The sequence below is a fragment of the Burkholderia sp. MSMB1589WGS genome, from assembly GCF_001636105.1.
GTDB classification, from domain to species: domain Bacteria; phylum Pseudomonadota; class Gammaproteobacteria; order Burkholderiales; family Burkholderiaceae; genus Burkholderia; species Burkholderia humptydooensis.
In genome coordinates, this window is the sequence record NZ_LNJT01000008.1 from 2,469,234 (window position 1) to 2,492,982 (window position 23,749).

A 23,749-nucleotide genomic window follows, 5' to 3' on the forward strand; every position below is an offset into this window, starting at 1 on the left:
GGGGGCCTCCTCACGTCGCGAGCACGCGCGTCTGCGCGGCGACGGGCATCATCGGCGTGCCGGTGGGGATGCAGCTCGACGCGCCCGCCATCGTCGCGACGGGCACGCCGCCCGCCAGCACGCGCGCGGCGCCGGCGAGCCACTGGCCGGTCGCGCACGGCGGGTTCGGCGAGCCGGTGAGCGCGCAAGCGGCGATCGCATACGGGCACGCGATCGTCACGGCGGGCTGCCCGGACAGCAGCACGCGCGGAAACGGCGACAGCGGGCTCGCCTGGCCGGCGTGCGCGCACAGCACGCTGGCGCCGAGGTGGAGGATGGGCGCGGGCATCGCTACACCACCGTCAGCGCGCCGAGATTGACGTCGACGCTCGGGCCGGTCATGTTGATCACCGCGCCCTTGCCGTTCGAGATGATGATCCCCACGTCGCTCACGGAGATCATCGCGCCGGTGGTCGTCTGGATCAGGATGCCGCCCGTCGGGCCGGGCACGTCGCTGATCACGAGGCCGTTCTTCAGCGGCGTCTGGATCGTGAAGCCCGTCACGCCGGGCGGCACCGCGTGCGCGAGGAGCGGCACTTCGGCCGCGGTGCCCCAGTAGCCGCCGACCCAGATCGGATAGTCGGGGTCGCCGCGCTCGAACTCGATCCACACGCCCGCGCCGATCATCGGCACCGTGAAGAAGCCCGTGTTGATCCCGGCGGCCGGCACGCACGGCATCGCCCACGTGCCGGGCACGAAGCCGGCGAGGTCGGGCACCATCACCTGGACGCGGCCGATCTGCATCGGATCGACGTTGTTCGCGACCGTGCCGCGGTACTTGCCGAAAAGAGGCGCGCTGCTCATGTTGGCACCGACGGAAAAGTGGAGACGAGCCCGTTGCGCGCGAGCGAGAAGCTCTGCTTGTACGAGCCGCGCTCGATCTCGTGCGTGACGCGCTTCACGTAGTAGAGGCCGTCGAACGGCACGCCCGCGCCGCGCACGCCGACGAGCGAGCGCGATTTGAGGAGCCGCCCGTATTTCGCGACGTCGAGCTTGCCGGTGCCGAACACCGAATCGCTGTTGCGGCTCGCGTACGCGAGCCCGGCCATCAGCGCTTCCGGCGCCGACAGGTGCGCGGTGGCGTCGAGCTTCTCGATCTTCGGCGGCAGCGGCGGCACGAGGCCGAGCGGCGGAGCGAGCGGCGTGACGTCGGGGATCGGCACGGGAATCGGCACCTTCGTCGTGCTCTCCTGGAAGAACACGATCGGCATCGACTTGCGCTCCTTGTCGAACGTGAAGGAGAGGCTCTCGACATTGGTCTGCGCGTCCATGCCGGTCGTGAGCGCGGGCTGCGGATCGCCGACGCGGATCTCGGGCCCCCCAGTACGCCTTCGACGTGCCGGGCCCGGGCCCCGGCTCCAGATAGAACACGTAGCCGGCTTCGCCCGCGAGGCGCTTCACGTATGCGTAGTCGCTGCCGCGCTGCTGCGGGATCTTCTGGATCGGCAGCGGGGGGAATGTCGAGGATGCTCGGGATCACGATCGGAATCACGCCGAGCGCCGCGTATTTCGCGAGGCACAGCAGCACGCGCGCCGACGGCGGCATCGCGGGAAACGGGATGCCGGGCAGCTCGATGACGTCCATCAGCGCGGACAGGTCCTTGCCCTTCACGACGAGCTTGCCGACGCCGCCTTCGCCCGGCTGCGTCTCGACGTTCGTCGTCACGCCGTCGATGATCGACTGCGCGCGCCCGTTGATCGTCACGACGAGCACGACGCGCATCAGCGGCAGGCTGCCGCCGCCCGTCAGCAGGAACAGCGTGCGCAGCGGCGAGCGGGCGGGCAGCTCGAAGGTCAGCTCGAAGCCGCTTTGCGCATCGCCCGAGCCGTCCTCGACGCGTGCCTGCACGAGCGCCTGCAGCACGTCTTGCGGCGCGGGCGCCGGCACGGGGCCGATCAGCAGCGACAGATTGACGGCATTGCGCATGATGGCGTGCGTCCTACAGGCCCGGCGGCAGCGGCAGCGCGATGCGCGCGCCGAGCGTGTCGGTGAGCTCGAACGGATCGGTGAGCGCGTTCGCGTCGGCGATGCGCCAGTAGAGCGCGGCGTCGCCATACGCCTGCGCGGCGAGCGTGTCCGGCCGCTCGCCCGCGCGCACGATGTGCTCGGTGGCGATCGCGATGTCGCGCCGCTGCGCGATGAAGCGGCGGCGCAGGTACGGCACGCCGGGCTCGCCCGGCTCGCGTGCGTAGCGGGCGATCGCGACGCCCGCGTAGCGGCTCGTCGGCGCGAACGGGCTCGACGGGATCGCGCCCGCGTCGATCAGCAACTGGACGGGATCGGTCGTCATGGCCGTGCTCGCCGGGTTGCGCCGCGCATGCCGCCGGTCCGCTCGCGAAGGGGCGAGCGAAGGGGGGCGCGCAAGGGCGAACGCAAGGGTGCACGAACGGGCGCGCGAAGGGCGCGCGGTGGGCGTAGAGCGCGTGAGGATCGTTTCATGGCAGGTTCCCGATGCCTAGCGACGTGAGGGTCGCGCTGCCCGCCTTGTCGGCGAGCGCCTCCCGCGTGCGCAGGTGACTGAGGAAGATCGTGCCGCCCTTGTGCGTGAAGCCGAGATCGTCGGTGCTCATCACGCGCAGGCCGAGCGAGACTTTCGCGCGCAGCGGATTGAGCGCCGGGTCGAACGCTTCCTCGGCGATCGACAGCTCGGTCACGCGCACCGGCACGACGCGGTTCTTGCTCCAGACGAACAGCGCGAGCGGCGCTTCGGGCGGAATGATCTCGAGCGTGCCGTTCGCGGTTTGCGACGCGACGTTCAGCAGTTCGTCGACGCTCGGATTCACGAGCGCCTCCAGCGCGGCGAGCTGCGGCGCGATGCCGAACGCGACCGCGTTCGCGTGGCTGTCGGGGAATTCGAGCTGATCGGTCGCGTCGATTTCGGCTTCGACGCGCAGGCTCTCGATCGCCGGCCCCTTGAGCCGGAACGGTTGCGCGCGCTCGCCGCCGCCGTCGCCGCCGACGCCCTGCACCTGATAGCTGCGCGTGAGCGTGTCGGGGTTGTACTGCAGCGCGATCGTGCGCCGCACCGCGCCGCCGCCGGGAGCGAGGATCACGAGGCCGCCCTTGACGAGCCTGGGGGAGAACGGGGTGGTCATGCGGCCTCCCCAGCAGCGAGCCGATCGGCGTCGCGCCAGATGTCGTTCCAGTCGTTCACGATCTGGACGACGGTGACGATCGCCATGCCGAGCGAGATCAGCTCGCCGAACGGCAGCGGACCGTCGGCGGCCGACAGCGCCGCCGCGAGTGCGCCGCGCAGCGCGAAGCGCGTCGCCACGACGCGCCAGAAGTGCGGCCACAACGCGCGTCCGGCGACTGCCGCGACGCCGACCGCGACGGCGCCCGCGCCGACCGCCACGGGGGACGGCACCGAGACGCGCAGCCGCTCGCGCTCCGTATCGCGGCGAACCTGCGGAACCGGCACGGGCACCGGCTGGCCGGACGTGCGCAGCGAGTAGGCGAGGAGCCCCGCCGTGCACCATGCGGTGCGCAGTTCGACCGTGACTCCTGGCACGCTGAGCGTCATTTGCGGCGGCGAGTACGCGCTCTCCGGCATCGGCGTGACGACGCGGATGCCCTGCGCCGCGCGCCAGGCCGTCTGCTGCGGATCGCGCGCGTTGCCCTGGTCGATGTAGCGCAGTTCCTGTTCCTCGCCGTCGACGAGGCAATTCACGTGGGCCGGCTTGATCTCGGCGACCTGCAGCACACCGGCCGGCGTCTGGCGCGCCAGGTCGGGGAAGCCGGTGCCCGATGCGCCGCCGGTGATTTGCGGGTCGATGATTTTGTCGTCGCCGCCGCACAGAGCCTGCGAGCGAAGCGGTGCGGCCGACGCGCCGGGAATCGCGACGCCGCGTGCGCCGGCGACCGTCGTGCTGAAATGCGCGGCGAGCGCGCGATGGACCGCCGATCCGGGCACGGCGCTCACGCTCGGCGCGCGAAGCAGATCGGCGCAGCCGTCCAGTGATCGCCTGACGACGGGGCTGCCGCTGTTGCGTTGCTGAAGGACGTGCGCGAGCTCGTGAGCGATGAGATGCCGTCCTGCGCGCGTGCCGGGCGCGTATCGTCCGGCCGCAAAAACGACGTGACGGTCCGACGTGTAAGCCTGCGCGCCCACGTCGCGCGCCGATCGATGCGCGTGGGCGTCGTCGTGCACGCGCACGTCGAGGAAGCCGTGGCCGAAGCCGCGCTCCATGTCGCGGCGCACCGCCGGCTCGAGCGGCCGCCCGCCGCTCGCGAGCGCGCGCCCGACGCTCGGCGGCGCCGACCGGATCGCGCCCGTGCCGTTGCCGCTCGCGCGTTGCACGCTCACCGGCGCATCGCTCACCGGCGCATCATCGCTTGCGGCATCGGGCGCGGACGACGCGATCACGCGATCGGCGATGCGATCGGCCTCGCGCTCGAGCGGATCGTCGACCGAGCCCACCGCGAGCTTGGCCTGCACCGCCGGCGCGCTGCCGTCTTCGTTCGCCGGCTGGTCGGCGTCGGGGGCGGCGTCGGCGAGCTCGGGCGTGTCGGCGGCTTCCTCGGAGGCGGGCTCGTTGTTCGGCCCGGGGCCGTCGCCGTCCAGCGCGGACGCGGGCTCGGGCGCATCGTCGTCCGGCTCCGGGCCGCCCGCGAGCAGATCGGGCGCGGCGCCGTCGCCGGGTTCGAGCGCGGCCTTCCGGGCCGGCGCGCCTGCCTTTTTCTTCTTCTTGGGCTTTTGCTCTTTCTTCACGCTCGTTCCGTCGCAGACGTCCTTGCGGTTCGACAGCGTGTCCGTACTCTCGGTCATGTAGCACCGCGTGCCGGCCCATGTTCCGCTGACCGCGATGTCGGTCTTTTTGACGACGACGTTGTCGTGGATCAGCTCCGAGATCCCCACCGAGGTTCTCGAACAGCCGTGCGACTGGGGCGGGCTCGACGTGTTGCCGCTGTGGATCGCGATCCCCGAGCGCTGGAAGTAGCTCGGGTTCTTGGCCGACGGATGGCCGGCGAGCGCGCAGCCGGTGTCGAAGACTTTCCACGTGTCGCCTTTCGGCGTGCACAGGCTGCCCGACGTCTGGCTCGTCTTCTCGTCGTTGCAGTCGACGCAGCATTTGCCCGCGCCCGGCGAAATGTCGTGCTTGCCGCCGTTGCTCTTGCTGAGCGCGGGCTCCTTCGCCGGATCGTTCCATTCGATCGACAACTGGTTGCTGCCGACATCGACGTTGACCTTGGTGATCCAGTTGTCCTTCACCTTGCGCGAATCCCGGCCGCAGACCTGCGGCACCGCGGCTTTCGGGGGCTTGCCGCCGCCCTTGCCCTTCGGCGCCGCGCGCACGACGGGCGTCGCCGCGCGCTGCTGAACCACGTGCGCGAGCTCGTGCGCGAGCAGGCGCCGGCCTTCGTGCGTGCCCGGCGCGTAGCGATGCGCCGCGAAGACGATGTGCCGGCCCGCCGTGTAGGCGAGTGCGTTCACGTCGTGCGCCGAGCGATGCGCGTCGGCGTCGGCGTGCACCCGCACGTCGAAGAAGTCGTGGCCGAAGCGCTGCTCCATGTCGCGGCGCACGGCCGGCTCGAGCGGCTGCCCGGCGCCCGCGAGCGCGCGCTCGACGCTCGCCGGGGACGATTGCCCGCCGGCGTGCGCGCTCGCGTCGTTCGCCGCGCGCTGCACGCCCGGCGGCGCCGCGCCGGGCGCGCCCGGCCCGGATGCGTCCGTCACCTGCTCGGCGATGCGGTCGGCCTCGCGTTCGAGCGGATCGTCGGTCGCGCCGACCGCGAGCTTCGTCTGCACGCGCTTCGCCTTGCATGCCTCGCACGTCTCGCCGTTCGTGGCGGTCGCGCCGCACGCGCATTTGCGCTGCAGCTTGTGCGGCCGCGCATGCGGCGCGCTCGCCGGATGCGCGGCCGCGCGGCTGAGCCGGGCGTTCATCGCGCGACTCCGTGCACGGCGGCCTTTCGGTGTGCAGTCATGGTTTTCGCCTCCATCGTCCGGTAGCCGAGCGCGGCGCGTGCGCGCGGCCGCTGTCCGCGACGGTTCGTTGCCTTCAGCGGCTTGCCCGCGTCGGGGCGGCGCTTCACGAGGCCGTTCGCGGCGTTCATGGCGACGCTCCCGCGCCCGCCTGCGGCGCTTCGCGGCGGCGCCGGGCCGAACCCGGCGCGCCGATCCGCTCGCGCACCAGCGCGATGAACGGCTCGGCGAGCGTTACGGTTTCGTAGTCCGCGAGCGTCGCGCTGCCCGCGTTGATGTGCCGCAGCGCCTCGTTGTAGTCGGAGATGCATTCGGCTTGCTGCTCGGCGTTCCAGTCGGACCAGTCGATGTGGTTGCGCACCGCGCTGCGCCAGTCGTACGCGGCGTTGCGCGATCGGCCCGACAGCCCGGCCACGATCTGCGGAATCAGGCTCGACGGGATGTAAGCGAGCCCGCCGTTCTGGTACTGCCACACGTGTCCCATCTCGTGCGCGAGCGTGAGCTGGCCGTTGTCGGACAACTCCATCGTGTCGCCCCTGAAATGCTCGTCCTGCAGGTTGATCGTGTTGCCGACCGTGCGCGCCGCGCCGGCCGACAGCGCGCTGCCTCGCGTGATCGTGACCTTGTCGTAGTCGACGGCGTCGTGGAAGATTTCGCGCAGGTCAGTCTTCTCCGCCGCCGTGAGGCCGCGCGAGCGCCGCGACGCCAGATCGCCGACGACCGCGCCCGCGACGAGCCCGCCGATGCCGCCGATCACTGCGCCCGCGATCGCGCCCGCCGGCCCCAGCAGGCCGCCGAGCAGGCCGAGGCCGACGCCGCCCGCGAGTGCGCCGAGCGCCCCGCCGATTCCGGCGCCGGCGAGCGACCGGTGCAGCGTCGGCGGGCCGTGCCGCGGACCGGCTTGCGACACGCGCGGCGACGCCGCGCCGCGCGTGTCGCGATGCGCGGCGCGAACGGGCGTTGCGGCGACCGCCCGCGCCGCGTGCTCGGCTTCGCGTTCCTGCGGGCTGTCGGGCGCGTCGATTCGCGCGGGCGCGTCGCGCGTCGCGTCGCGCGCGCCGTCCTGCGCGACGTGGGCGAGCTCGTGCGCGAGCAGCGCGCGTCCGTCGGCCGTGTATGGCGCGAAACGCCCCGGCGCGAACACGATGTCGCGGCCGAGGCTGTACGCGCGCGCGCCCAGCGCGACGGCCGACGCGCCGGCCCGGTCGTCGGTGTGCAGGCGCACCGACGAGAAATCGACGCCGAACTGCGGCTCGAACGTATCGCGCAGCGGCGCGGGCAGCGGTTCGCCGCGCGCGGCGGGGCGCATATCGGGGCGTATCTGGCGATCGGGCGCGCGGGCGGTCGTTGTATCGCTCGCCGGCGGCTGGCGGCGGCGCAGGTCGAAGTTCATCGCCGTTCTCCGCCGTCGTTGCGTGGCGCGCCAGTCGACGCGGAACCGGCGCCAACGTCGTCGCGCGCCGTCGCGATCGGCGGAGACGGCGGCGACGGCGGCGACGGCGGCCGCGGGAGGCCGTCCCCGGCTTGCGCAGATGACGGCGGATCGCCGCCGATCCGCGCTGCACCCGCGGACGATGCCGGGAAGCGGTCGCCGCGCTGCGCGGGCGCGGCCGCGGCCGTCGTCCACGCAAGCTCGCCGAGCTGCGCGACCACCGCATCGACGATCCGCCGCGCGACGGCCGGTACCGGCGCCGCCGCCGCGCGATCCCGCCCGGACAGCCGTTGCGTGAGCGCCGCCTGCACGTGCGCGGCGAGCCGCTCGCGCGTGAGGCCGCCGAGCGCGCCGGCGTCGATCACGAGTCGGCCGATGCGTACGCTGCAAACGTCGTGATTCATGCGCGGCCTCCTGCTGGTCCGTTGAAGCTGCGTTCGAGCTTCGCATACTCGGCGCGCGCCGCGTCCATCAGCGCGGCCTGGTCGATCGCGCCGCCGCCGCCCGCCGCCTTGAACGCGGCGTTGAGCGCGACGCTGCGAATATGGCCGCCCGCGAGGTTGAGCCGCGCGAGCGCCCCGAAATCGATCGCGCCGAGCGGCGCGGCCGCGGGGAACTGCCGCCGCCAGATCGATTCCCGCGCGGCCGCGTCCGGAAACGGGAAGTTCACGACGAAGCGGATGCGCCGCAGGAATGCGCGATCGAGCGCGCTCTTCATGTTGGTCGTGAGGATCGCGAGCCCGCGGTAGGTCTCGATGCGCTGCAGCAGGTACGCGACCTCGATGTTCGCGTAGCGGTCGTGACTGTCCTTCACGTCGCTGCGCCGGCCGAACAGCGCGTCGGCTTCGTCGAACAGCAGGATCGCGCCGCTCGTCTCCGCGGCGTCGAACAGCCGCGCGAGGTTCTTTTCGGTCTCGCCGATGTATTTGTTGACGACGCTCGACAGATCGATCCGGTAGAGATCGACGCGCGCCGCGTTGGCGATCGCCTCGGCCGCCATCGTCTTGCCGGTGCCGGATTCGCCGGCGAACAGCGCCGCGATGCCGAGGCCGCGAGTCTGCCCGCGGCCGAAGCCCCAGTCGTCGTAGACGGTCTGCCGGTCGCGCAACTGGGCGGCGATCTCGCGCAACTGGGCGGCGACGAATGGCGGCAGCACGAGGTCGTCGAATGCGGTGCGGCTGTCGATGCGCTGCGCGAGCGTGTCGAGCCCGCCGCGCGCGGCCTCGCGCAGCGCGTGCCATAGCGTCGGCTCCGCCGTGGCGTCGTCGAAGTCCGTCACCGCGCAGAGCGCCTGTTCCAGCACCGACGGATCGACGCGGAACTGCCGGATCGCGCGGCGCGCGATCGCGTGCACGTGCGCGGGCACGTCCGGGCGCAACGCCGCTGGCGCGCGCGGCACGCCAAAGCGCAGCACCGGCCGCTCGAGCGCGGCCAACGCGAGCGGCCCCGGCGCGCCGAGCACGAGCGTCGGGCCGTTCAGCCGGCCCGCGAAACCGAGCGCGGCGGCGCGATGCGACGCCTCGTCATCGTCGAGCGACACGACGACGCCGGCTTGCGACAGCACGGCTTCACGATCGAGCCGGCGCGCGATCTCGGCCGTCTCGCGCGGATCGCCATTCAACGACGACGCGTCGACCCACAGCGTGCCGAGGCCCGCGCGGCTCAGCGCGGCGCTCGCGAGCCGCCGCCCGCCGCGCACGTGCTCGGCGTCGAGCCGGGCGTCGGCGAGCACGATCAACGCGTGCGGTTGCGCGGCGAGCGCGCGCGCGATCGAGCGGGCGAGATCCGGGTACGCGGCGTCGTCCGCGCGCTCGCCGCGGCGCGCGATGCCGGCAAGCCGCGGATCGAACGCGGCGACGCCTGTCAGCGCGTGCAGGATGCGCTCGTCGATGCGCATCGTCGCGTGCGTGAAGCCGCCGGACGCGTCGAAATCGACGAGAGACCACGCGCGCAGCGGCGCGAGCGGCGATACCGCGTCCCAGTGCGGTTGCGGCAGCAGCCGCAGCGCGAGCGCGAAGCCGACGCGCACCGGATGCCCGGCGGGCGTGCGCTGCGCGCGCGCGAGCGCGTCGCGGATCGCCGCGTCGATCTCGACGCCCGCCGCGAGCACGAGCAATTCCATCTCGAACGCCGATAGCCCGAACGACGCGGCCAGCCGCCGCGCGGCCGGCTCGAAGCCGTCGTCGGCATCGTCCGGCATGCCGTGCGCGTGCGCGGACGCATCCGCATCCTCGGCCAGCGCGTCGATGCGCGCGCGCCAGTACGCGAGCCGCGCGGACAGCCAGCGCTGGTTGCGTGCGGCCCAGTCGGCGATGTCGTGCAGGTTCATGGCACGTCGATCCGTTGCGTCGCATCGAACGCCGGCGCCGGCCCGCTGCGATCGAGCAGCACGCTGCCGGCGCCGTCCACCTCCAGGCGCAGCCAGCGCTTGCCAGTTGCCACGCTCGCGCCGGGGAACTCGAACACCAGCGGATCGTCCGCGTGCACGCGCGGCTTCGCGACGGCCTCGACGGCGTCGAGCGCGAGCGTCGCGTCCTGTTCGAGCCGCACCTGCGGCCGCGTGTGGAGCGTCGCCGTCACGACGGCCGGCGCGCCCGCGCGCACGACGCTCGCGGCCGGCAGCGCGAGGCCCGCGTCGGCCGCGATCACGGCGGCGGGCGCGAGCACGAGCGGCACCGCGTTGGTCTCGCGCGGGTCCGTTTCGCCTGCCGGCGTGAAGCGCACGGTCAGCGACCACAGGCCGGCCGCGAACGCGCTTTGCGCGGCCGCGTCGTTCGGCAGCGCGAACGTGAGCGTCGTGCCGGCGGCGTCGAGCGCCGACGGCGCGATCTCGATCGGCGCGGCGACCATCCGGTGCACGAGCCGCACGCGATGGCCGCTGCCCGCGAGCCGCACGCCGGTGATCGTGACCGGCTCGCCGAGCCGCGCGCCGCTCTGGCCGAGCCGCGGCGCCGCGCCGAACAGCGCCGGCAGCGGCGGCAACAGGTCGGCGTGGACGACCACGCCACGGTCGCGCTGCGTGAGCGGATCGACGCGGCCGCGCGAGAGCACGGGCAGCGGCGCGCGGCCGGGCCGGGTTCCCTCGATCAGCACGACCGACACCTGATACGCGGCCGACGGCCGGTAGTGCGTCTGGATCGCGGACCACAGCTTCGACATCTCGTCGACGCCCATCGTCGCCGGCGTCACCTTGATCAACTCGACCTGGTCGGCCAGATCGGACGCGGCGAGCGCCTGGAACGCGGGCGGCAGCATGCTCACGTCGAGCGGGCTCGGATTGAGCGCGCGCCGGATCGCCGCGCGATCGAGCACCGGGCGCTCGTGCAGCAGGTGCATCGCGTAGCCGAGCAGGATCTCCGCCTGAAAATCGGCGCGGCCGTACGCGGTCAGCAGGTAGTGCAAGTCGAGCGCGAGCGGCGCGTTGGTCAGCCGCTCGCCGCTCGCGCCGCTGCGCGACGGCAGGCCCGCGTTGCGCCAGCCGGCGTTCGGCGTGACCTGATGCAGGAACAGGTTCAGGCGCGGCGGGTCCTCGGCCTTGTCGAGGTCGATCGTGTCGGGTGCGACGGCGCTCACGTGTACCGTGCTGCCGAGCGCGGCGCCGGCCTCGATCATGCCGTCGTCGAGCAGGTTGCGCAGCACCGCGCTGATCGCGCCGAGGGACAGCGGCGAGCTCATGACGATGCGCCTCCGCCTTCGCCGCCGCGCGCGCGTTCGCGTTGGCGCTGGCGCAGATAGTCGCCAAGCGGCATCGCCGGCGTCGCGCGCGGCTTCGGCGCGGGCTGCGGCGCGGCGGGCGGCGCGGCCGGCATGCGCACGTCGATGCGCTCGATGCTGACGTGGACGACGCTCGGCGCGTCGGCGCGCGTGCTCGCCGCGCGCCCGGCGACAGCCGCCGCCTGCAGCGGCGCACGCACGGGCGCGGCCGGCCACGCGGGCTCGGGCGCGACGGTGCGCGATGGGGTCTCGCGAAGCGCTGAGAGACGCGAGGTGAGAAGCGGGCCGGGAAGCGGACCGGAAAGCGGGGCGAAAAACGGGGCGAAAAACGGGGCGAAAAACGGGGCGGACGCGGCGTCGCGTGTCGCGGCCGAGCTTCGCGCCGATGTGGCGAGCGTATCCGTCGCGCCGGAATGCGCGATGTCCGGCGCGGCCGCGCTCGCCGCCGGATCGTGCGATGTGCGTTCGCGCGCGAAGGCTGTTGCAAACGAGGTTTCGCGTTGCGGCGTTTGCGCGACCGCGTCGACGACGGGCGAAACATGCGCGACCGATCGCGCGCCGGCGCCGGCGGCGTGCGCGCCGCGCGTCGCGAACGGCGTCGGCGTCGGATGCCCGCGCGTCTCGTCGCCGCGCGTCGCGGGTATCGTTCGCGCATCGTCGGCGAAGGTTCCCGCGGCCCCGGCCTCGGCGGCCGCGAACCGCGACGGCAGCGCCGCGCGCACGCTGCCGGGCGCGTGCCGCGCACCCGGCGCGAGACGCGCGAAGAAGCGCAGCGGCGCGGACGAGGGCGTGCCGGCCATCATGCCGCTCCCGCCAGTTGCAGATACGCGGCGCGGCGCGTCGGGCTCAGCGCGAGCACCTGCGCCTCGCTCCATCCGTACGCGCGCGCGAGCGCGTCGACGTCGAGCAGCAGCCGTTCGGCGCGCACCTGCAACTCGCGCCACAGCACGTCGCCGCAGTCCATGCCCGCCGACCACGACGCGCCGCACGCGGGGCAGTCGAGCTCGAAGCTCACGCTCGCGCCCGGCTCGAGCGCTTCCATCCGGCGCGACAGCGCGTCGGCGACCGTCACGGGCAGGCTCGCTGGCGCGCAGGCGCCGCCGTCGTCGCGCTCGCAGCGCGTCACGCAGCGCGCGAGCAGCGCGCGCGCGAACGCGTCGCCGTCGTCGTCACCGTCGTCGCGCGCCGCACGCGCGGCTGCGCGCAGGTCGCGCACGTCGGGGACGCGAAACTCGATCCGGTGCCCGTCGGCTTCGACGCGCTGCGGCAGCGCGGCGTCGGCGGCCGGCAGCAACTGCTGCGACAGCGCCGCGCAGTCGATCGCGAATTCGACGTCGACGCCGCACGCGGGGCACGCGCAGCGCAGCCGCTGCGCGCCGCCGAACAGCCGCGCGCGCAAGCCGAGCAGCGCCGCGTTGCGCGCGCCGAGCGACGCCGGCGGCGCAGGATCGAACGCGGCGAGCAGCGCGTCGTCGCGCGCGTCGGGCTCGCAGGCGGCCGCGCGTTCCCACAGCGCGAGCAAGTCACGGGTGTTCACCGCTCACTCCTCCGGTGTCGGGGCTTTCGGCTGCGGCGGCGCGTCACGCCGGCTCCGTGAAGTTCGGCTCGCTCGGCTCGGCGATGCTGTCGTCGCGCTCCCAGCCTTCGTTCTCGAGCTTGATGTGCTGGATGGCGACCGCGTTCGCGTTTGCGTCGAGGTCGGGCAGCGCCTGGAACTCCGATACCCAGCAACGGAAGATCCGGTACGCGAGCGCGAGCTGTCCGGCCTCGTTGTAGACCTCGAGGATCAGGTCCTTGCGGAAGGTCTTCAGCGACACCTCGGCGCCGAGGCCCGAGCCGAAATGCCAGACCTTGTTCGCCCATTTCTCGAACTCGGTGTCGTGCGTGACGCCGCGCTCGAGCGTGACGGCGTCGTACTTGGTGCGCCCGGGCGATTTGCGCGACGTCGACGGATCGCCGCCTTCGCGATGCTCGACGACCTCGGTGGTGCGCTTGAGCGCCGACACCTTGCTGATGCCGGCGACGTAGCGGCCGTCCCACTTGATCCGGAATTTGAAGTTCTTGTACGGATCGAAGCGCTGCGGATTCACGGAAAACTGCGCCATGGAGCTTCTCCTCGATCAGGTGGATCGGATCGGTCAGGTGGGGATGTCGCCCGCGATCTGCTGCAACTGGAGGACCACGAACTCGGCGGGCTTCAGCGGCGCGAAGCCGACGAGTATGTTGACGACGCCGAGATTGATGTCGGCCTGCGTGGTCGTCTCGCCGTCGCACTTGACGAAGTACGCGTCGCGCGGCGTGCGGCCCTGGAACGCGCCCTGGCGGAACAGGTCCTGCAGGAACGCGCCGACGTTCAGCCGGATCTGCGCCCACAGCGGCTCGTCGTTCGGCTCGAACACGACCCACTGCGTGCCACGGTACAGGCTCTCCTCGAGGAACAGCGCCATGCGCCGCACCGGCACGTACTTCCATTCGGAGCCGCGGTCGTTCTGCCCGTGCAGCGTGCGCGCGCCCCAGACGACGTTGCCGTACACGGGCAGCGTGCGCAGGCAGTTGATGCCGAGCGGGTTGAGCTGCCCGTTCTCGGCGTCGCTCATCGCGATCGCGAGGCCCGATGCGCCGTTCAGCGACGCGTCGCTGCCGGCGGGCGCCTTCCAGACGCCGCGCGCGCCGTCGGTGCGCGCGAACACGCCCGCGACGAAGCCGCACGGCGGGAAGCTCGCGATCGCGCCTTGCTGCAGCGGGTCGGCCGCGCGCACCCACGGGAAGAAGAGCGCGGAGTTCAGCGCGTCCGAGCCGGTGAGCGTGGTGGACACGCCCGCGCCGAGCAACGCGACCGTCGCCGTCGAATCGGCGTCGGCGATCAGGAACGCGCGGCGCTTGCGGCAGGCCGTCTGCAGCGCGGCGAGCGCGCCCGCGTCGGTTTCGCCGGGCACGCAGACGAGGTTGAAGAGATCGATGCGGTCGGTGATCGAGCCGACGCCGAACACCGCGGCGAGCGCCGCATGGAATCCCGCGGTGCCCGGCTGGAGCAGCGTGCCGTCGTCGCCGCCGCCGAGCGGCGCGGTGGCGTCGGCGGGCGTCGTGCCGCTCGCGGCGCTGACGGCGATGTAGCCCGAGCGGTCGTTGATCACGCCTTCGACGAAACGGGTGTCGCCCTTGTCCATCGATACGTTCTGGAAGCTCTCGACGATCGCATTGCCGTTCTGCTTGTCGAGCACGTCGACCGTGAAGTGCGCGTCGTCGGGCGGCTGCCGGCGCGTCGTGCGCACTGCGTAGCCGTCGCCCCACTTGCCCGGCGAGCTCGCGTGGAACGTGAGGTCGCCGATCGCGGCCGTCGACGCGAGCGCGCCCGCGCCGGCGAGCCGGACGATGTACGCGTCGCTGCCGCCGTTGTCGAAGAACTGCATGACCGCATGGCCGAGCAGCGTGCGCCGGTCGAGCCCGCCGAACGTGCGCTGGTAGTCGGCGAAGCTCGAGATGCGCACCGCGCGATCGTTGCGGCCGCGCGCCGCCCAGCCGATGAAGAGCGCGATCGACGTCGCGACGCCCGTGATCGAGCGCACGCCGCTCGGCACTTCCTCGATGTAGACGCCGGGGTAGGTGAGGGGAGAGGGCATGAGGGGCCTCCGGTGAGTCGATCTAGACCTTCGCGTCGCGCGCGACGAAGATCGTCACGTGCGCCGCCGCGGCGCCGGCATTCGAGAGCTTCAACTGCTTCGGGTCGATGCCGAACAGCGCGGTCGCGCCGCCCGCGTAGAGCTGCGGCGCGTCGAGCACGACCTTGGCCGAATCGGTCGCGCCGTCGCTCGCCTTGAAGCTGAGCTTGCTGTTGTAGAGATCGGATTTCACCGCGAGCACGTGAACGTGGCCCGCGGCGCCGGGCTGGATCTGCACGACCTTGTCGGCGTCGCCGGCGTCGATCGTCACGTCGATCGTGTCGACGCCCTCGACGCTCAGGCCGTCCTGTCCCGCGTTGATCGTCGGCCCGCCCGTCACCTGCAGCGAGAGCGACCAGTTCAGATTCGCCATGTCATTTCCTTGTCAACGATGGATCGGATCTCGCGGCGAGCGGCCGCGCGCGTGACGCATGCGGCGCGATATCGGCGGCGAGGTTCGGCAAGCGCCGCAGGCCGGCGCGGCGCGGCGGCGGCATTCACGCTCGGACGCCGCATGCGCATGTGTATGCGCACGCGCGCCGGGCCGGGGCGCGTGCGTGCGACGGCCGCGCGTCGTCGCGCTGCGTTCATGCGCGCTCCTGCGGCACGGGCGGCTTCCTGTAGAGGACGTGGCCGCCGGGCAGCATGCAGGTCGTGAGCACGCCCTGACGCACGAGCTGGTCGAGCGCGCGTTGAATGTGGTCGATCCGGAACATGGCTGCGCTCTCTTCGATCTCCGTTAGCCAGTACGCCGCGATGCCGTCCACGGTGTCGGCCGCGTTCGGATGGTTCGCCAGGTATCGCGTGATCGCCTGGGCGATTCCGCGGCGGGCATCGTCGTCCTGCGTCGTGTTCATCCCGGCGGATACCCGACAGTGGCTGATGCCGCTTGCCACGCAAGCGGCGTACCAGGCGGCGGCTCGCCCGCCGGCCGCCGCGCCGCCGGGCAAATCGCGCGGCGGCGCTCGAGCGGGCTGGGGAAATGCACCGCACCCGCGGACACGCCGCGCCCCCGCCGCTTGTTGCGCGGCAACGCGCGGCGCGTCGGGCGCGCGGTCCGCATCCCCTGGGGGGAAATTTCCCTCGGCGCGGCGGTGGGTTCGGTCGCGTCGATCGGCGAAGGCGCGCGAGCGACGAAAGCGATCGCGCCGGATCGATCGGGATTCAACCGCGATTCAATCGCGACTCAATCGCGACTCAATCCCGATTCGGCTGACCGGCGGCCGTGAAGCGCTGACGCTCGATGCCGTGCTTCCTGAGCAGCTTGCCGATGTCGCTGCGGTCCTTGCCCGACAATCGGGACGCGAGGCTCAGGTTGCCGCCGGAGCGCGACAGCAGTGCGACGATGTAGCTGCGCTCGAACTCCGCGACGGCCCGCGCCTTCGCGGCCTTGTACGATTCGTCCGCGGGCGTCGCGCACGCGATCGACGCGGCTGGGGCGTGCCCGTCGCCCGCCGTCGTCAGGTCGATGCAGCAGGCGTCGCCGGCGAGCACGTATTCGCGCTGGATCAGGTTTTCGAGCTCGCGCACGTTGCCGGGCCACGTATGCCGGTTCAGCGCGGCGCGCGACCCCGGCAGCAGCGCCTTCGCAGGCCCCTTGCCGAGCCCGTTCAGGCGCTCGACGAAGGTGTCGGCGAGCAGCGCGACGTCGCCCGAACGCTCGCGCAGCGGCGGCAGATGCAAGGGCAGCACGTCGAGCCGATACAGCAGATCGGATCGGAACAGGCCCTTGCGGGCGAGAACGGCGAGATCGAGATTGGTCGCGGCGATCACGCGCGCATCGGAGCTGCGCAGCAGCGTGCCGCCGACGGGACGATATTCGCGGTCCTGCAGGAAGCGCAGCAGCGCAACCTGCGCGCGCGCGCTGAGCGCTTCGACTTCGTCGAGGAACAGCGTGCCGCCCCGCGCTTCGGTGATCAGCCCGTGCCGCGTTTCGCGCGCGTCGGTGAAGGCGCCGCGCACGTGGCCGAACAACTCGCTTTCGATCAGATGCTCGGGAATCGCGCCGCTGTTGACAGGCACGAACGGCAGGTCGCGCCGGTCGCTGAGGTAGTGCAGCGCGCGCGCCGCGAGTTCCTTGCCGGTGCCGGTTTCGCCCTGGATCAGCACGGCCGCGGCGCTGCTCGCGTACTTGCGTATCAGGTCGAGCGCCGCCAGAAAGCGCGGTGATTGGCCGATCAGGTTCAACCGCACGAAATCGTTCATGACGCTGCTCCCCCGTCGCGACACCGTGACATGCCCATTCGAGATTCGAGCTGATGCCTGTTTCACTTCTTAAAAGACAGACGTGTTAATTAATTGCTGTATTCGATCCATCCTGTTTTGTTGTCGTGGCAATAGACGAGGCGACGTCGATATCGTGCGGCCGGCTCGAATCATTTGTAGCATATTCTCGGTCGAACCACGAGCGGGCGTAACGCGCGCACGCCCGCTTGCCGTTTGGCCGGAGATTCTTGCGTCGCGGATACCGATGCCGACGTGGCCTGTGCGGAATTTGCCGAATGCCGCGACTGCGCTGTTTGGGCGTGCAGGCCCGAAACGGCCGCATCGGCATCGTGCATTTTTCTTGTGGGCGATCTCGTGACGTTTTTTTATGAATTTCGTGAAATTTCATTTGAAAGGGAATAAACGAAATCAATCCGGCGCGAGTGATTTTCCTGGTCGCCGCCTTGGTCGCGAATAGGCCGCCGAATTCGTATAACAAATAGGGAAAGGCATATTCACTCGCGTTTCGGAATCGTCAATCGTCTGACGAAATGGCGATGCGCCGCGCGCCGGACGACGCGTTCGGCGCTTTGCGCCTAGACTGTCGCTTCGCGTCGGCGGCGATCGGCAAGGCCCGATTCGGAAACACCAGGCCGAGTGCCGGTTCCGACGAATTTCACGCAACGAACACGGAGGGCGGCATGCGCTACGAGCTTTACTACTGGCCGGACATTCAGGGGCGCGGCGAATTCGTGAGGCTCGCGCTCGAGGCGGCCGAAGCCGAATACGTCGACATCGCGCGCGAGTCGTCGCGCAAGGGAATGGGCGTGCCGGCGATGATGCGGCTGCTGGAAAGCGACTCTGCCGAATGCCTGCCGTTCGCGCCGCCGTTCCTGAAGGCCGGCGACCAGATCATCGGGCAGACGGCGAACATCCTGCTGTTTCTCGGCGCGCGGCACGACCTCGCGCCGCGCGACGACGCGGGCCGGCTCTGGGCGCATCAGTTGCAGTTGACGGTGTCCGACTTCGTCGTCGAGATTCACGACACGCATCACCCGATCGCGAGCGGCCTGTATTACGAGGATCAGAAAGCGCAGGCCGCGATGCGGGCGGAGGATTTCATCGAGCATCGGCTGCCCAAGTTTCTCGACTATTTCGGCAGGGTGCTCGCGCACAATCCGCACAATCCGCACAAGCCGCACAGGCACGGCTACATGGTCGGCGCCCACCTGACCTATGTCGACCTGTCGATGTTCCAGTTGATCGAGGGGTTGCGCTATGCGTTTCCCAAAGCGTTCTCGCATGTCGAAAAGCGGCATGCGGCGCTGATCGAGTTGCACGACCGGGTCGCGCGGCATCCGCCCGTCGCGCGCTATCTGGCGTCCGAGCGGCGCATTCCGTTCAACGAGCAGGGGATATTCCGGCATTACGCCGAGCTGGATCGATGAGCGGCGCGTGCGGGCCGCCGGCGAGTCATGTATCCGCTTCACGCATATCCGCTTCACGCATGCGCCGGCGACGGCCGTCCCGTCGATCCGCCGCGTCTTGTCCCGTCGCGACGAAGCAAGCGGGTATTACCCGAGGCGTCGAGCCCGGCTATCATTGGATGCGCCCGCGGCGCCTGCGCCCGGCGCGCGCGATCCGACTCCAACACACGAGCACCCCGCAGCGACATCGCCCATGAATTCCACTCCCGACGCTTTCCAACGCCCGCCCCTTCGCGCGCTGACGCCGCTCGAGGCGCGCGTGCTCGGCGTATTGATCGAGAAGCAGCACACGGTTCCGGATACCTATCCGCTGTCGCTCAACGCGCTGACGGCCGGCTGCAACCAGAAGACCGCTCGCTCGCCGGTGATGAACGTGTCGGAGGCCGAGGTGCTGACGGCGATCGACGGCCTGAAGCGCCTGAGCCTCGCGTCGGAAGGCAGCAGCAGCCGCGTGCCGCGCTTCGAGCACAACATGAATCGCGTGCTCGGCATCCCGAGCCAGGCGGCCGCGCTGCTGACGATGCTGCTGCTGCGCGGTTCGCAGACGGCCGCGGAGCTGCGGCTGAACAGCGCGCGCCTGCACGGCTTCGCCGACATCTCGTCGGTCGAGGCGTTTCTCGACGAGCTCGCCGCGCGCACGCCGCCGCTCGTCGTCAAGCTCTCGCGCGCGCCGGGCGAGCGCGAGAGCCGGTGGCTGCATCTGCTGTGCGGCGACGTCGCGCCTGAAGCGCCCGCGCGCGGCGCGCACGACGACGCGGTGCCGCCGTCGGAGTTCGAGGCGCTGAAGGCCGAGCAGAAGGCGTTGACGGCGGAGCTCGCGCAACTGCGCGCGTTCGTCGAATACATGGCGAACGAGCTCGGCATCGACGTCGGCAAGTTCACGCGCGAGTCTTGATGCCGGGCGCGATCAACGCCGACATCGCCCGTCACTGGCATTCAAGACGCGCCGCGCGCCGCGGCCGCCGCCGCATACTTGCCGGACGGTCTCGCGCCCGCGAGCGGCGAGCGCGCCGGCCGCTGCGCGCTGTATTTCTGCGACTGGCAGTTCGCGACCGCCGACGGCCTCGAATATCTCGACCCCGTCGGCAGCCAGTACAAGGAAACCCTCCTGCTCGTCGCGCCGGCGTCACGCCGAAGCCGCGCCGGAACATCGCGATGAGCGCGACACGCTCAGCCGGCGTCGATGCCGCTGCCGGATGCGCCCGCATCGGCATCCTCTTCCGAATCCGCCCCTGAATCCGCTCCCCAATCCATCTGCGCGTCGTCGGCCGTGTGCGCGATCGCTGCGTCCGCGCCGCCCGCCGCGCCGCCTTTCTCGCGGTAAGCCGCGGGCGGCGCGCCGAACTGCTTGCGGAACTCGCGCCCGAGGTGCGACGCGTCGGCGAACCCGCAGCTCGACGCGATGTCGGCGACGGTGCGGTCCGAGCTCGTCAAGAGCCACGCGGCTGTGCGCAGCCGCACCTGCTTGGCGAACGCCTGCGGGCCCTTGCCCGTCTGGGCCTTGAACAGCCGCTCGAGCTGCCGTGTCGACAGATCGAGCTTGCACGCGAGTTCGTCGAGCGGCAGCGCGCGCCCGACGTGCTGTTCCATCAGCAGGATCGCGCGCTTGACCTTCGGATGCGTCGCGGGCTCGAGCCCCGGCGGGTGCGGCTGCGGCGCGTTGCCTTTCTGCATCTCGCCGACGAGCAGGATGCGCAGCGCCTTTTGCACCGTCGCATGATCGAAGTGGCGCAGCAGGATCGCCGCGGCGACGTCGATCGACGCGCGCCCGCCCGAGCACGTGATCCGCCGCCGGTCGATCACGAACAGCCGATCGGCGATCAGCAGATCCGGATCGGCGTTCGGAAAACGCTCGATGAAATCCCAGTAGTGGAACCAGCTCACGCATATGCGGTGCCCGTCGAGCACGCCCGCGCGCATCAGCGCGAACGCGCCCGTGCAGATCCCGACGAGGTTCGCGCCCGCCGCAGCCGCGCGGCGGATGAATTCGAGCGTCTGCGGCCCGGCCTGCGGCCCCGAATGCAGCAGGCCGCCCACGACGACCACGTAGTCGAACGCGTCGGCTGCGTCGAACGTCTGCCACGGCGTCAACTGGATTCCGCAGCTCGCGCGCACGGGCGCGAGCGTGTCGCCGATCACGGTCCATGAGCAGCGCACGGGCTTGCTGTGGTCGCCGTCGTCGGCGGACAGCCGCAGCATGTCGACGAACCCCGAGAACGCGGTCAGCGTGAAGTTCGGCAGCAGCACGATCCCGAAGCGCAGGCGCGGCTGCGCGGAATCGGCGGCGAGGGGCGAGGCGGGTACGTCGGCGGTCATGTCTGCTAAATCGTCGGTTGGCCGGGGCGCGGCCCGGCGTGTCTCCGGCCCGCGGGCGTCCGACGGGCGGGCCGCCGCGCAGTCCGTACTGCGAGCGTCGCCGATCGGGCCGCGCGGAACTTGTGTTTTTTCGCCGCGAACCATCGCCGAAACGCACGGCATGGCCGTCTGTCTCGGCGGTTGGCGGCGGCGTCCCACGCCGATGCCGCTTTTGTTCTATCGGCGGATTTTACGCTTTGATGTACTGACGTCCAACGTCAACCCAGCATCGCTACGCAAGGGCAGCCAGATGAACGTCAGCGTTTTCGATCTGTTCAAGATCGGCATCGGTCCGTCGAGCTCGCACACGGTCGGCCCGATGATCGCCGCGCGCCGGTTCGCGTCGCACGTCGAGGATGCGAACCTGCTCGGCTTCGTGCGCCGCGTGCGGGCCGAGCTGTACGGCTCGCTCGGCGCGACGGGCAAGGGCCACGGCACCGACAAGGCGGTGCTGCTCGGCCTCGAAGGGCATTTGCCCGACCTGATCGATCCCGATCTGATCGAGCCCCGCCTGAAGGCGATTCGCGCGGAGAAGTCGCTCGCGCTGCTCGGCAAGCGCAGCATCCGCTTCGACGAAAAGGACGACATCGGCTTCTATCGCAAGCTGATGAGCGGCACGGGCGTCGTCCATCCGAACGGCATGCGCTTCCAGGCGTTCGACGAGCACGGCCAGTTGCTCGTCGAGAAAGAGTATTACTCGGTCGGCGGCGGCTTCGTCGTGAACCGCGACGGCGATCGCGTGAACGGCGCGCGCGCGGCAACTGACGTGCCGTATCCGTTTCGCACCGGCGACGACCTGATGCGCGCGTGCCGCGCGAGCGGCCTGTCGATCGCCGAGCTCACGCTGCGCAACGAATGCGCGCTGCGCCCCGCCGACGAAGTGCGCGCTGGCCTCGTCGCGATCTGGAAGACGATGGCCGCGTGCGTCGAGCGCGGCTGCAAGGTCGACGGCGAGCTGCCCGGCCCGATGCGCGTGAAGCGCCGCGCGGCCGAGCTCCACACGCGGCTGCGCAGCCGGTCGGAGGAATCGCTGCGCGATCCGCTGTCGATGCTCGACTGGGTGAACCTCTACGCGATGGCGGTCAACGAGGAGAACGCGGCGGGCGGGCGTGTCGTCACCGCGCCGACGAACGGCGCGGCGGGCGTGATTCCGGCCGTTCTCCACTACTACGTGAAGTTCGTGCCGGGCTCGAACGAGGCGGGGATCGTCGACTTCCTGCTGACCGCCGCCGCGATCGGCATCATCTACAAGGAAACCGCGTCGATCTCCGGCGCGGAGGTGGGCTGCCAGGGCGAGGTCGGCGTCGCGTGCTCGATGGCCGCCGCCGCGCTCGCCGCGGTGATGGGCGGCACGCCCGGCCAGGTCGAGAACGCGGCCGAGATCGGCATGGAGCACAACCTCGGGATGACGTGCGACCCCGTCGGCGGCCTCGTGCAGATTCCGTGCATCGAGCGCAACGCGATGGGCGCGATCAAGGCGCTCAACGCGTCGCGCATCGCGCTCAAGGGCGACGGCCAGCACTACGTGTCGCTCGATTCCGTCATCAAGACGATGCGCGAGACGGGCGCCGACATGAAGACGAAATACAAGGAAACGTCGCGCGGCGGCCTCGCCGTGAACGTCATCGAATGTTAACGAAAGGTCCATCAACATGAGCCGCTACTCGATATTCAGCCTGTTCCGCAACGGCCTGTCGTATCACGAGAACTGGGAAAAGCAGTGGAAGAGCCCGGAGCCGAAGCGCGAATACGACGTCGTGATCGTCGGCGGCGGCGGGCACGGCCTCGCGACCGCGTACTACCTCGCGAAGGAGCACGGAATCACGAACGTCGCGGTGCTCGAGAAAGGCTGGATCGGCGGCGGCAACACCGCGCGCAACACGACGATCGTGCGCTCGAACTACCTGTGGGACGAATCCGCCGCGCTCTACGAAAAGGCGATGAAGCTGTGGGAAGGCCTCGCGCAGGACCTGAACTACAACGTGATGTTCAGCCAGCGCGGCGTGATGAACCTCGCGCATACGCTGCAGGACGTGCGCGACACCGAGCGCCGCGTGAACGCGAACCGGCTGAACGGCGTCGACGCCGAGTTCCTCACGCCCGCGCAGATCAAGGAGCTCGAGCCGACGATCAACCTGAACAGCCGCTACCCGGTGCTCGGCGCGTCGATCCAGCGGCGCGGCGGCGTGGCTCGCCACGACGCGGTGGCCTGGGGCTTCGCGCGCGGCGCGGACCGCGCGGGCGTCGACATCATCCAGAACTGCCAGGTGACGGGCATCCGGCGCGAAGGCGGCGCGGTGGTCGGCGTCGATACGGTCAAGGGCTTCATCAAGGCGAAGAAGGTCGCGGTGGTGGCGGCCGGCAACACGACGACGCTCGCCGACATGGCGGGCGTGCGGCTGCCGCTCGAAAGCCATCCGCTGCAGGCGCTCGTGTCCGAGCCGATCAAGCCGGTCGTCAACACGGTCGTGATGTCGAACGCGGTGCACGCGTACATCAGCCAGTCCGACAAGGGCGACCTCGTGATCGGCGCGGGCATCGACCAATACACGGGCTTCGGCCAGCGCGGCAGCTTCCAGATCATCGAGGGCACGCTGCAGGCAATCATCGAGATGTTCCCGGTGTTCTCGCGCGTGCGGATGAACCGCCAGTGGGGCGGGATCGTTGACGTGTCGCCGGACGCGTGCCCGATCATCAGCAAGACCGACGTGAAGGGCCTGTATTTCAACTGCGGCTGGGGCACGGGCGGCTTCAAGGCGACGCCGGGCTCGGGCTGGGTGTTCGCGCACACGATCGCGCGCGACGCGCCGCACGAGCTGAACGCGCCGTTCGCGCTCGAGCGCTTCTACACCGGCCACCTGATCGACGAGCACGGCGCGGCCGCCGTCGCGCACTGACCGACAACCACCGCGCACTGGCGTGCATGGGGCT

The 23,749-nt window shown here is 71.0% G+C and carries 24 protein-coding genes; 5 read left to right on the forward strand and 19 right to left on the reverse strand.

Annotated elements, in window-relative coordinates; genetic code table 11:
* Positions 1 to 10: 10 nt before the first annotated feature.
* The 18 genes from WT16_RS28060 to WT16_RS28145 form a co-directional block, all read right to left on the reverse strand.
* Complete coding sequence (locus tag WT16_RS28060; RefSeq protein WP_015602894.1) at positions 11 to 328, reverse strand: hypothetical protein; 318 nt, start codon at positions 326 to 328, stop codon at positions 11 to 13.
* 2 nt (positions 329 to 330) lie between these two features.
* Positions 331 to 843, reverse strand: coding sequence for a phage baseplate assembly protein V (locus tag WT16_RS28065; RefSeq protein WP_006028785.1), 513 nt, complete (start codon positions 841 to 843; stop codon positions 331 to 333).
* Positions 840 to 1,310, reverse strand: a complete 471-nt coding sequence (locus WT16_RS35310) for a hypothetical protein (RefSeq protein ID WP_231892122.1) — start codon at positions 1,308 to 1,310, stop codon at positions 840 to 842. Before WT16_RS35310 ends, WT16_RS28065 begins: the two co-directional genes overlap by 4 nt.
* Positions 1,311 to 1,979: 669 nt before the next feature.
* Positions 1,980 to 2,330: a baseplate wedge protein 53 gene (locus WT16_RS28075; RefSeq protein ID WP_063534727.1), complete on the reverse strand. Its 351-nt coding sequence runs from the start codon at positions 2,328 to 2,330 to the stop codon at positions 1,980 to 1,982.
* A 145-nt stretch (positions 2,331 to 2,475) separates the two neighbouring features.
* A complete protein-coding gene (locus WT16_RS28080; protein WP_063534728.1) occupies positions 2,476 to 3,135 on the reverse strand; it encodes a hypothetical protein in 660 nt (219 codons plus the stop codon).
* Positions 3,132 to 5,927, reverse strand: coding sequence for a DUF4157 domain-containing protein (locus WT16_RS28085; protein WP_063534729.1), 2,796 nt, complete (start codon positions 5,925 to 5,927; stop codon positions 3,132 to 3,134). Before WT16_RS28085 ends, WT16_RS28080 begins: the two co-directional genes overlap by 4 nt.
* Entirely contained in the window at positions 5,924 to 6,097 is a 174-nt protein-coding gene (locus WT16_RS34160; protein ID WP_156436738.1) for a hypothetical protein, read from the reverse strand. Before WT16_RS34160 ends, WT16_RS28085 begins: the two co-directional genes overlap by 4 nt.
* Positions 6,094 to 7,359 carry a DUF4157 domain-containing protein gene (locus tag WT16_RS34625; protein ID WP_063534730.1) on the reverse strand — a complete coding sequence of 422 codons (1,266 nt, stop codon included), beginning with the start codon at positions 7,357 to 7,359 and terminating at the stop codon, positions 6,094 to 6,096. Before WT16_RS34625 ends, WT16_RS34160 begins: the two co-directional genes overlap by 4 nt.
* The gene (locus WT16_RS28095; protein WP_063534731.1) at positions 7,356 to 7,802 is read right to left on the reverse strand and encodes a hypothetical protein; all 447 of its coding nucleotides are present in this window, start codon (positions 7,800 to 7,802) and stop codon (positions 7,356 to 7,358) included. Before WT16_RS28095 ends, WT16_RS34625 begins: the two co-directional genes overlap by 4 nt.
* A complete protein-coding gene (locus WT16_RS28100) occupies positions 7,799 to 9,727 on the reverse strand; it encodes an ATP-binding protein (protein WP_063534732.1) in 1,929 nt (642 codons plus the stop codon). Before WT16_RS28100 ends, WT16_RS28095 begins: the two co-directional genes overlap by 4 nt.
* On the reverse strand, positions 9,724 to 11,073 hold the full coding sequence (locus tag WT16_RS28105) for a DUF4255 domain-containing protein (protein ID WP_063534733.1): 1,350 nt from the start codon (positions 11,071 to 11,073) through the stop codon (positions 9,724 to 9,726). Before WT16_RS28105 ends, WT16_RS28100 begins: the two co-directional genes overlap by 4 nt.
* Complete coding sequence (locus WT16_RS28110) at positions 11,070 to 11,912, reverse strand: hypothetical protein (RefSeq protein WP_231892123.1); 843 nt, start codon at positions 11,910 to 11,912, stop codon at positions 11,070 to 11,072. The genes WT16_RS28105 and WT16_RS28110 overlap by 4 nt, the downstream gene beginning before the upstream one ends.
* Complete coding sequence (locus WT16_RS28115) at positions 11,912 to 12,649, reverse strand: hypothetical protein (RefSeq protein WP_063534735.1); 738 nt, start codon at positions 12,647 to 12,649, stop codon at positions 11,912 to 11,914. The genes WT16_RS28110 and WT16_RS28115 overlap by 1 nt, the downstream gene beginning before the upstream one ends.
* Positions 12,650 to 12,692: 43 nt before the next feature.
* Positions 12,693 to 13,217, reverse strand: a complete 525-nt coding sequence (locus WT16_RS28120) for a phage tail protein (RefSeq protein WP_006028772.1) — start codon at positions 13,215 to 13,217, stop codon at positions 12,693 to 12,695.
* Between the two features lie 33 nt (positions 13,218 to 13,250).
* Complete coding sequence (locus WT16_RS28125) at positions 13,251 to 14,732, reverse strand: phage tail sheath C-terminal domain-containing protein (RefSeq protein ID WP_009915283.1); 1,482 nt, start codon at positions 14,730 to 14,732, stop codon at positions 13,251 to 13,253.
* A 22-nt stretch (positions 14,733 to 14,754) separates the two neighbouring features.
* Positions 14,755 to 15,144, reverse strand: coding sequence for a hypothetical protein (locus WT16_RS28130; protein WP_006028770.1), 390 nt, complete (start codon positions 15,142 to 15,144; stop codon positions 14,755 to 14,757).
* Positions 15,145 to 15,358: 214 nt separating this feature from the next.
* On the reverse strand, positions 15,359 to 15,628 hold the full coding sequence (locus WT16_RS28135; protein WP_015603497.1) for a hypothetical protein: 270 nt from the start codon (positions 15,626 to 15,628) through the stop codon (positions 15,359 to 15,361).
* 340 nt (positions 15,629 to 15,968) lie between these two features.
* Positions 15,969 to 16,976, reverse strand: a complete 1,008-nt coding sequence (locus tag WT16_RS28145; RefSeq protein ID WP_006028768.1) for a sigma-54 dependent transcriptional regulator — start codon at positions 16,974 to 16,976, stop codon at positions 15,969 to 15,971.
* Positions 16,977 to 17,677: 701 nt separating this feature from the next.
* Here WT16_RS28145 and WT16_RS28150 point away from each other — a divergent pair.
* The 3 genes from WT16_RS28150 (at position 17,678) to WT16_RS28160 (ending at position 19,622) form a co-directional block, all read left to right on the forward strand.
* Complete coding sequence (locus WT16_RS28150) at positions 17,678 to 18,424, forward strand: glutathione S-transferase (RefSeq protein WP_063534992.1); 747 nt, start codon at positions 17,678 to 17,680, stop codon at positions 18,422 to 18,424.
* Between the two features lie 232 nt (positions 18,425 to 18,656).
* Positions 18,657 to 19,358 carry a YceH family protein gene (locus WT16_RS28155; RefSeq protein WP_009915280.1) on the forward strand — a complete coding sequence of 234 codons (702 nt, stop codon included), beginning with the start codon at positions 18,657 to 18,659 and terminating at the stop codon, positions 19,356 to 19,358.
* A 78-nt stretch (positions 19,359 to 19,436) separates the two neighbouring features.
* Positions 19,437 to 19,622 carry a hypothetical protein gene (locus WT16_RS28160; RefSeq protein WP_006028765.1) on the forward strand — a complete coding sequence of 62 codons (186 nt, stop codon included), beginning with the start codon at positions 19,437 to 19,439 and terminating at the stop codon, positions 19,620 to 19,622.
* Positions 19,623 to 19,633: 11 nt separating this feature from the next.
* Here the strand turns inward: WT16_RS28160 and WT16_RS28165 are convergent, their stop codons facing one another.
* Positions 19,634 to 20,779, reverse strand: coding sequence for a GlxA family transcriptional regulator (locus tag WT16_RS28165; RefSeq protein ID WP_063534737.1), 1,146 nt, complete (start codon positions 20,777 to 20,779; stop codon positions 19,634 to 19,636).
* A 289-nt stretch (positions 20,780 to 21,068) separates the two neighbouring features.
* On the opposite strand from WT16_RS28165, the gene WT16_RS28170 reads away from it, so the two are divergent.
* Both WT16_RS28170 and WT16_RS28175 read left to right on the forward strand, forming a co-directional pair.
* Complete coding sequence (locus WT16_RS28170) at positions 21,069 to 22,454, forward strand: L-serine ammonia-lyase (protein WP_063534738.1); 1,386 nt, start codon at positions 21,069 to 21,071, stop codon at positions 22,452 to 22,454.
* Between the two features lie 16 nt (positions 22,455 to 22,470).
* On the forward strand, positions 22,471 to 23,715 hold the full coding sequence (locus WT16_RS28175; RefSeq protein ID WP_009915279.1) for a sarcosine oxidase subunit beta family protein: 1,245 nt from the start codon (positions 22,471 to 22,473) through the stop codon (positions 23,713 to 23,715).
* Positions 23,716 to 23,749 lie beyond the last annotated feature (34 nt).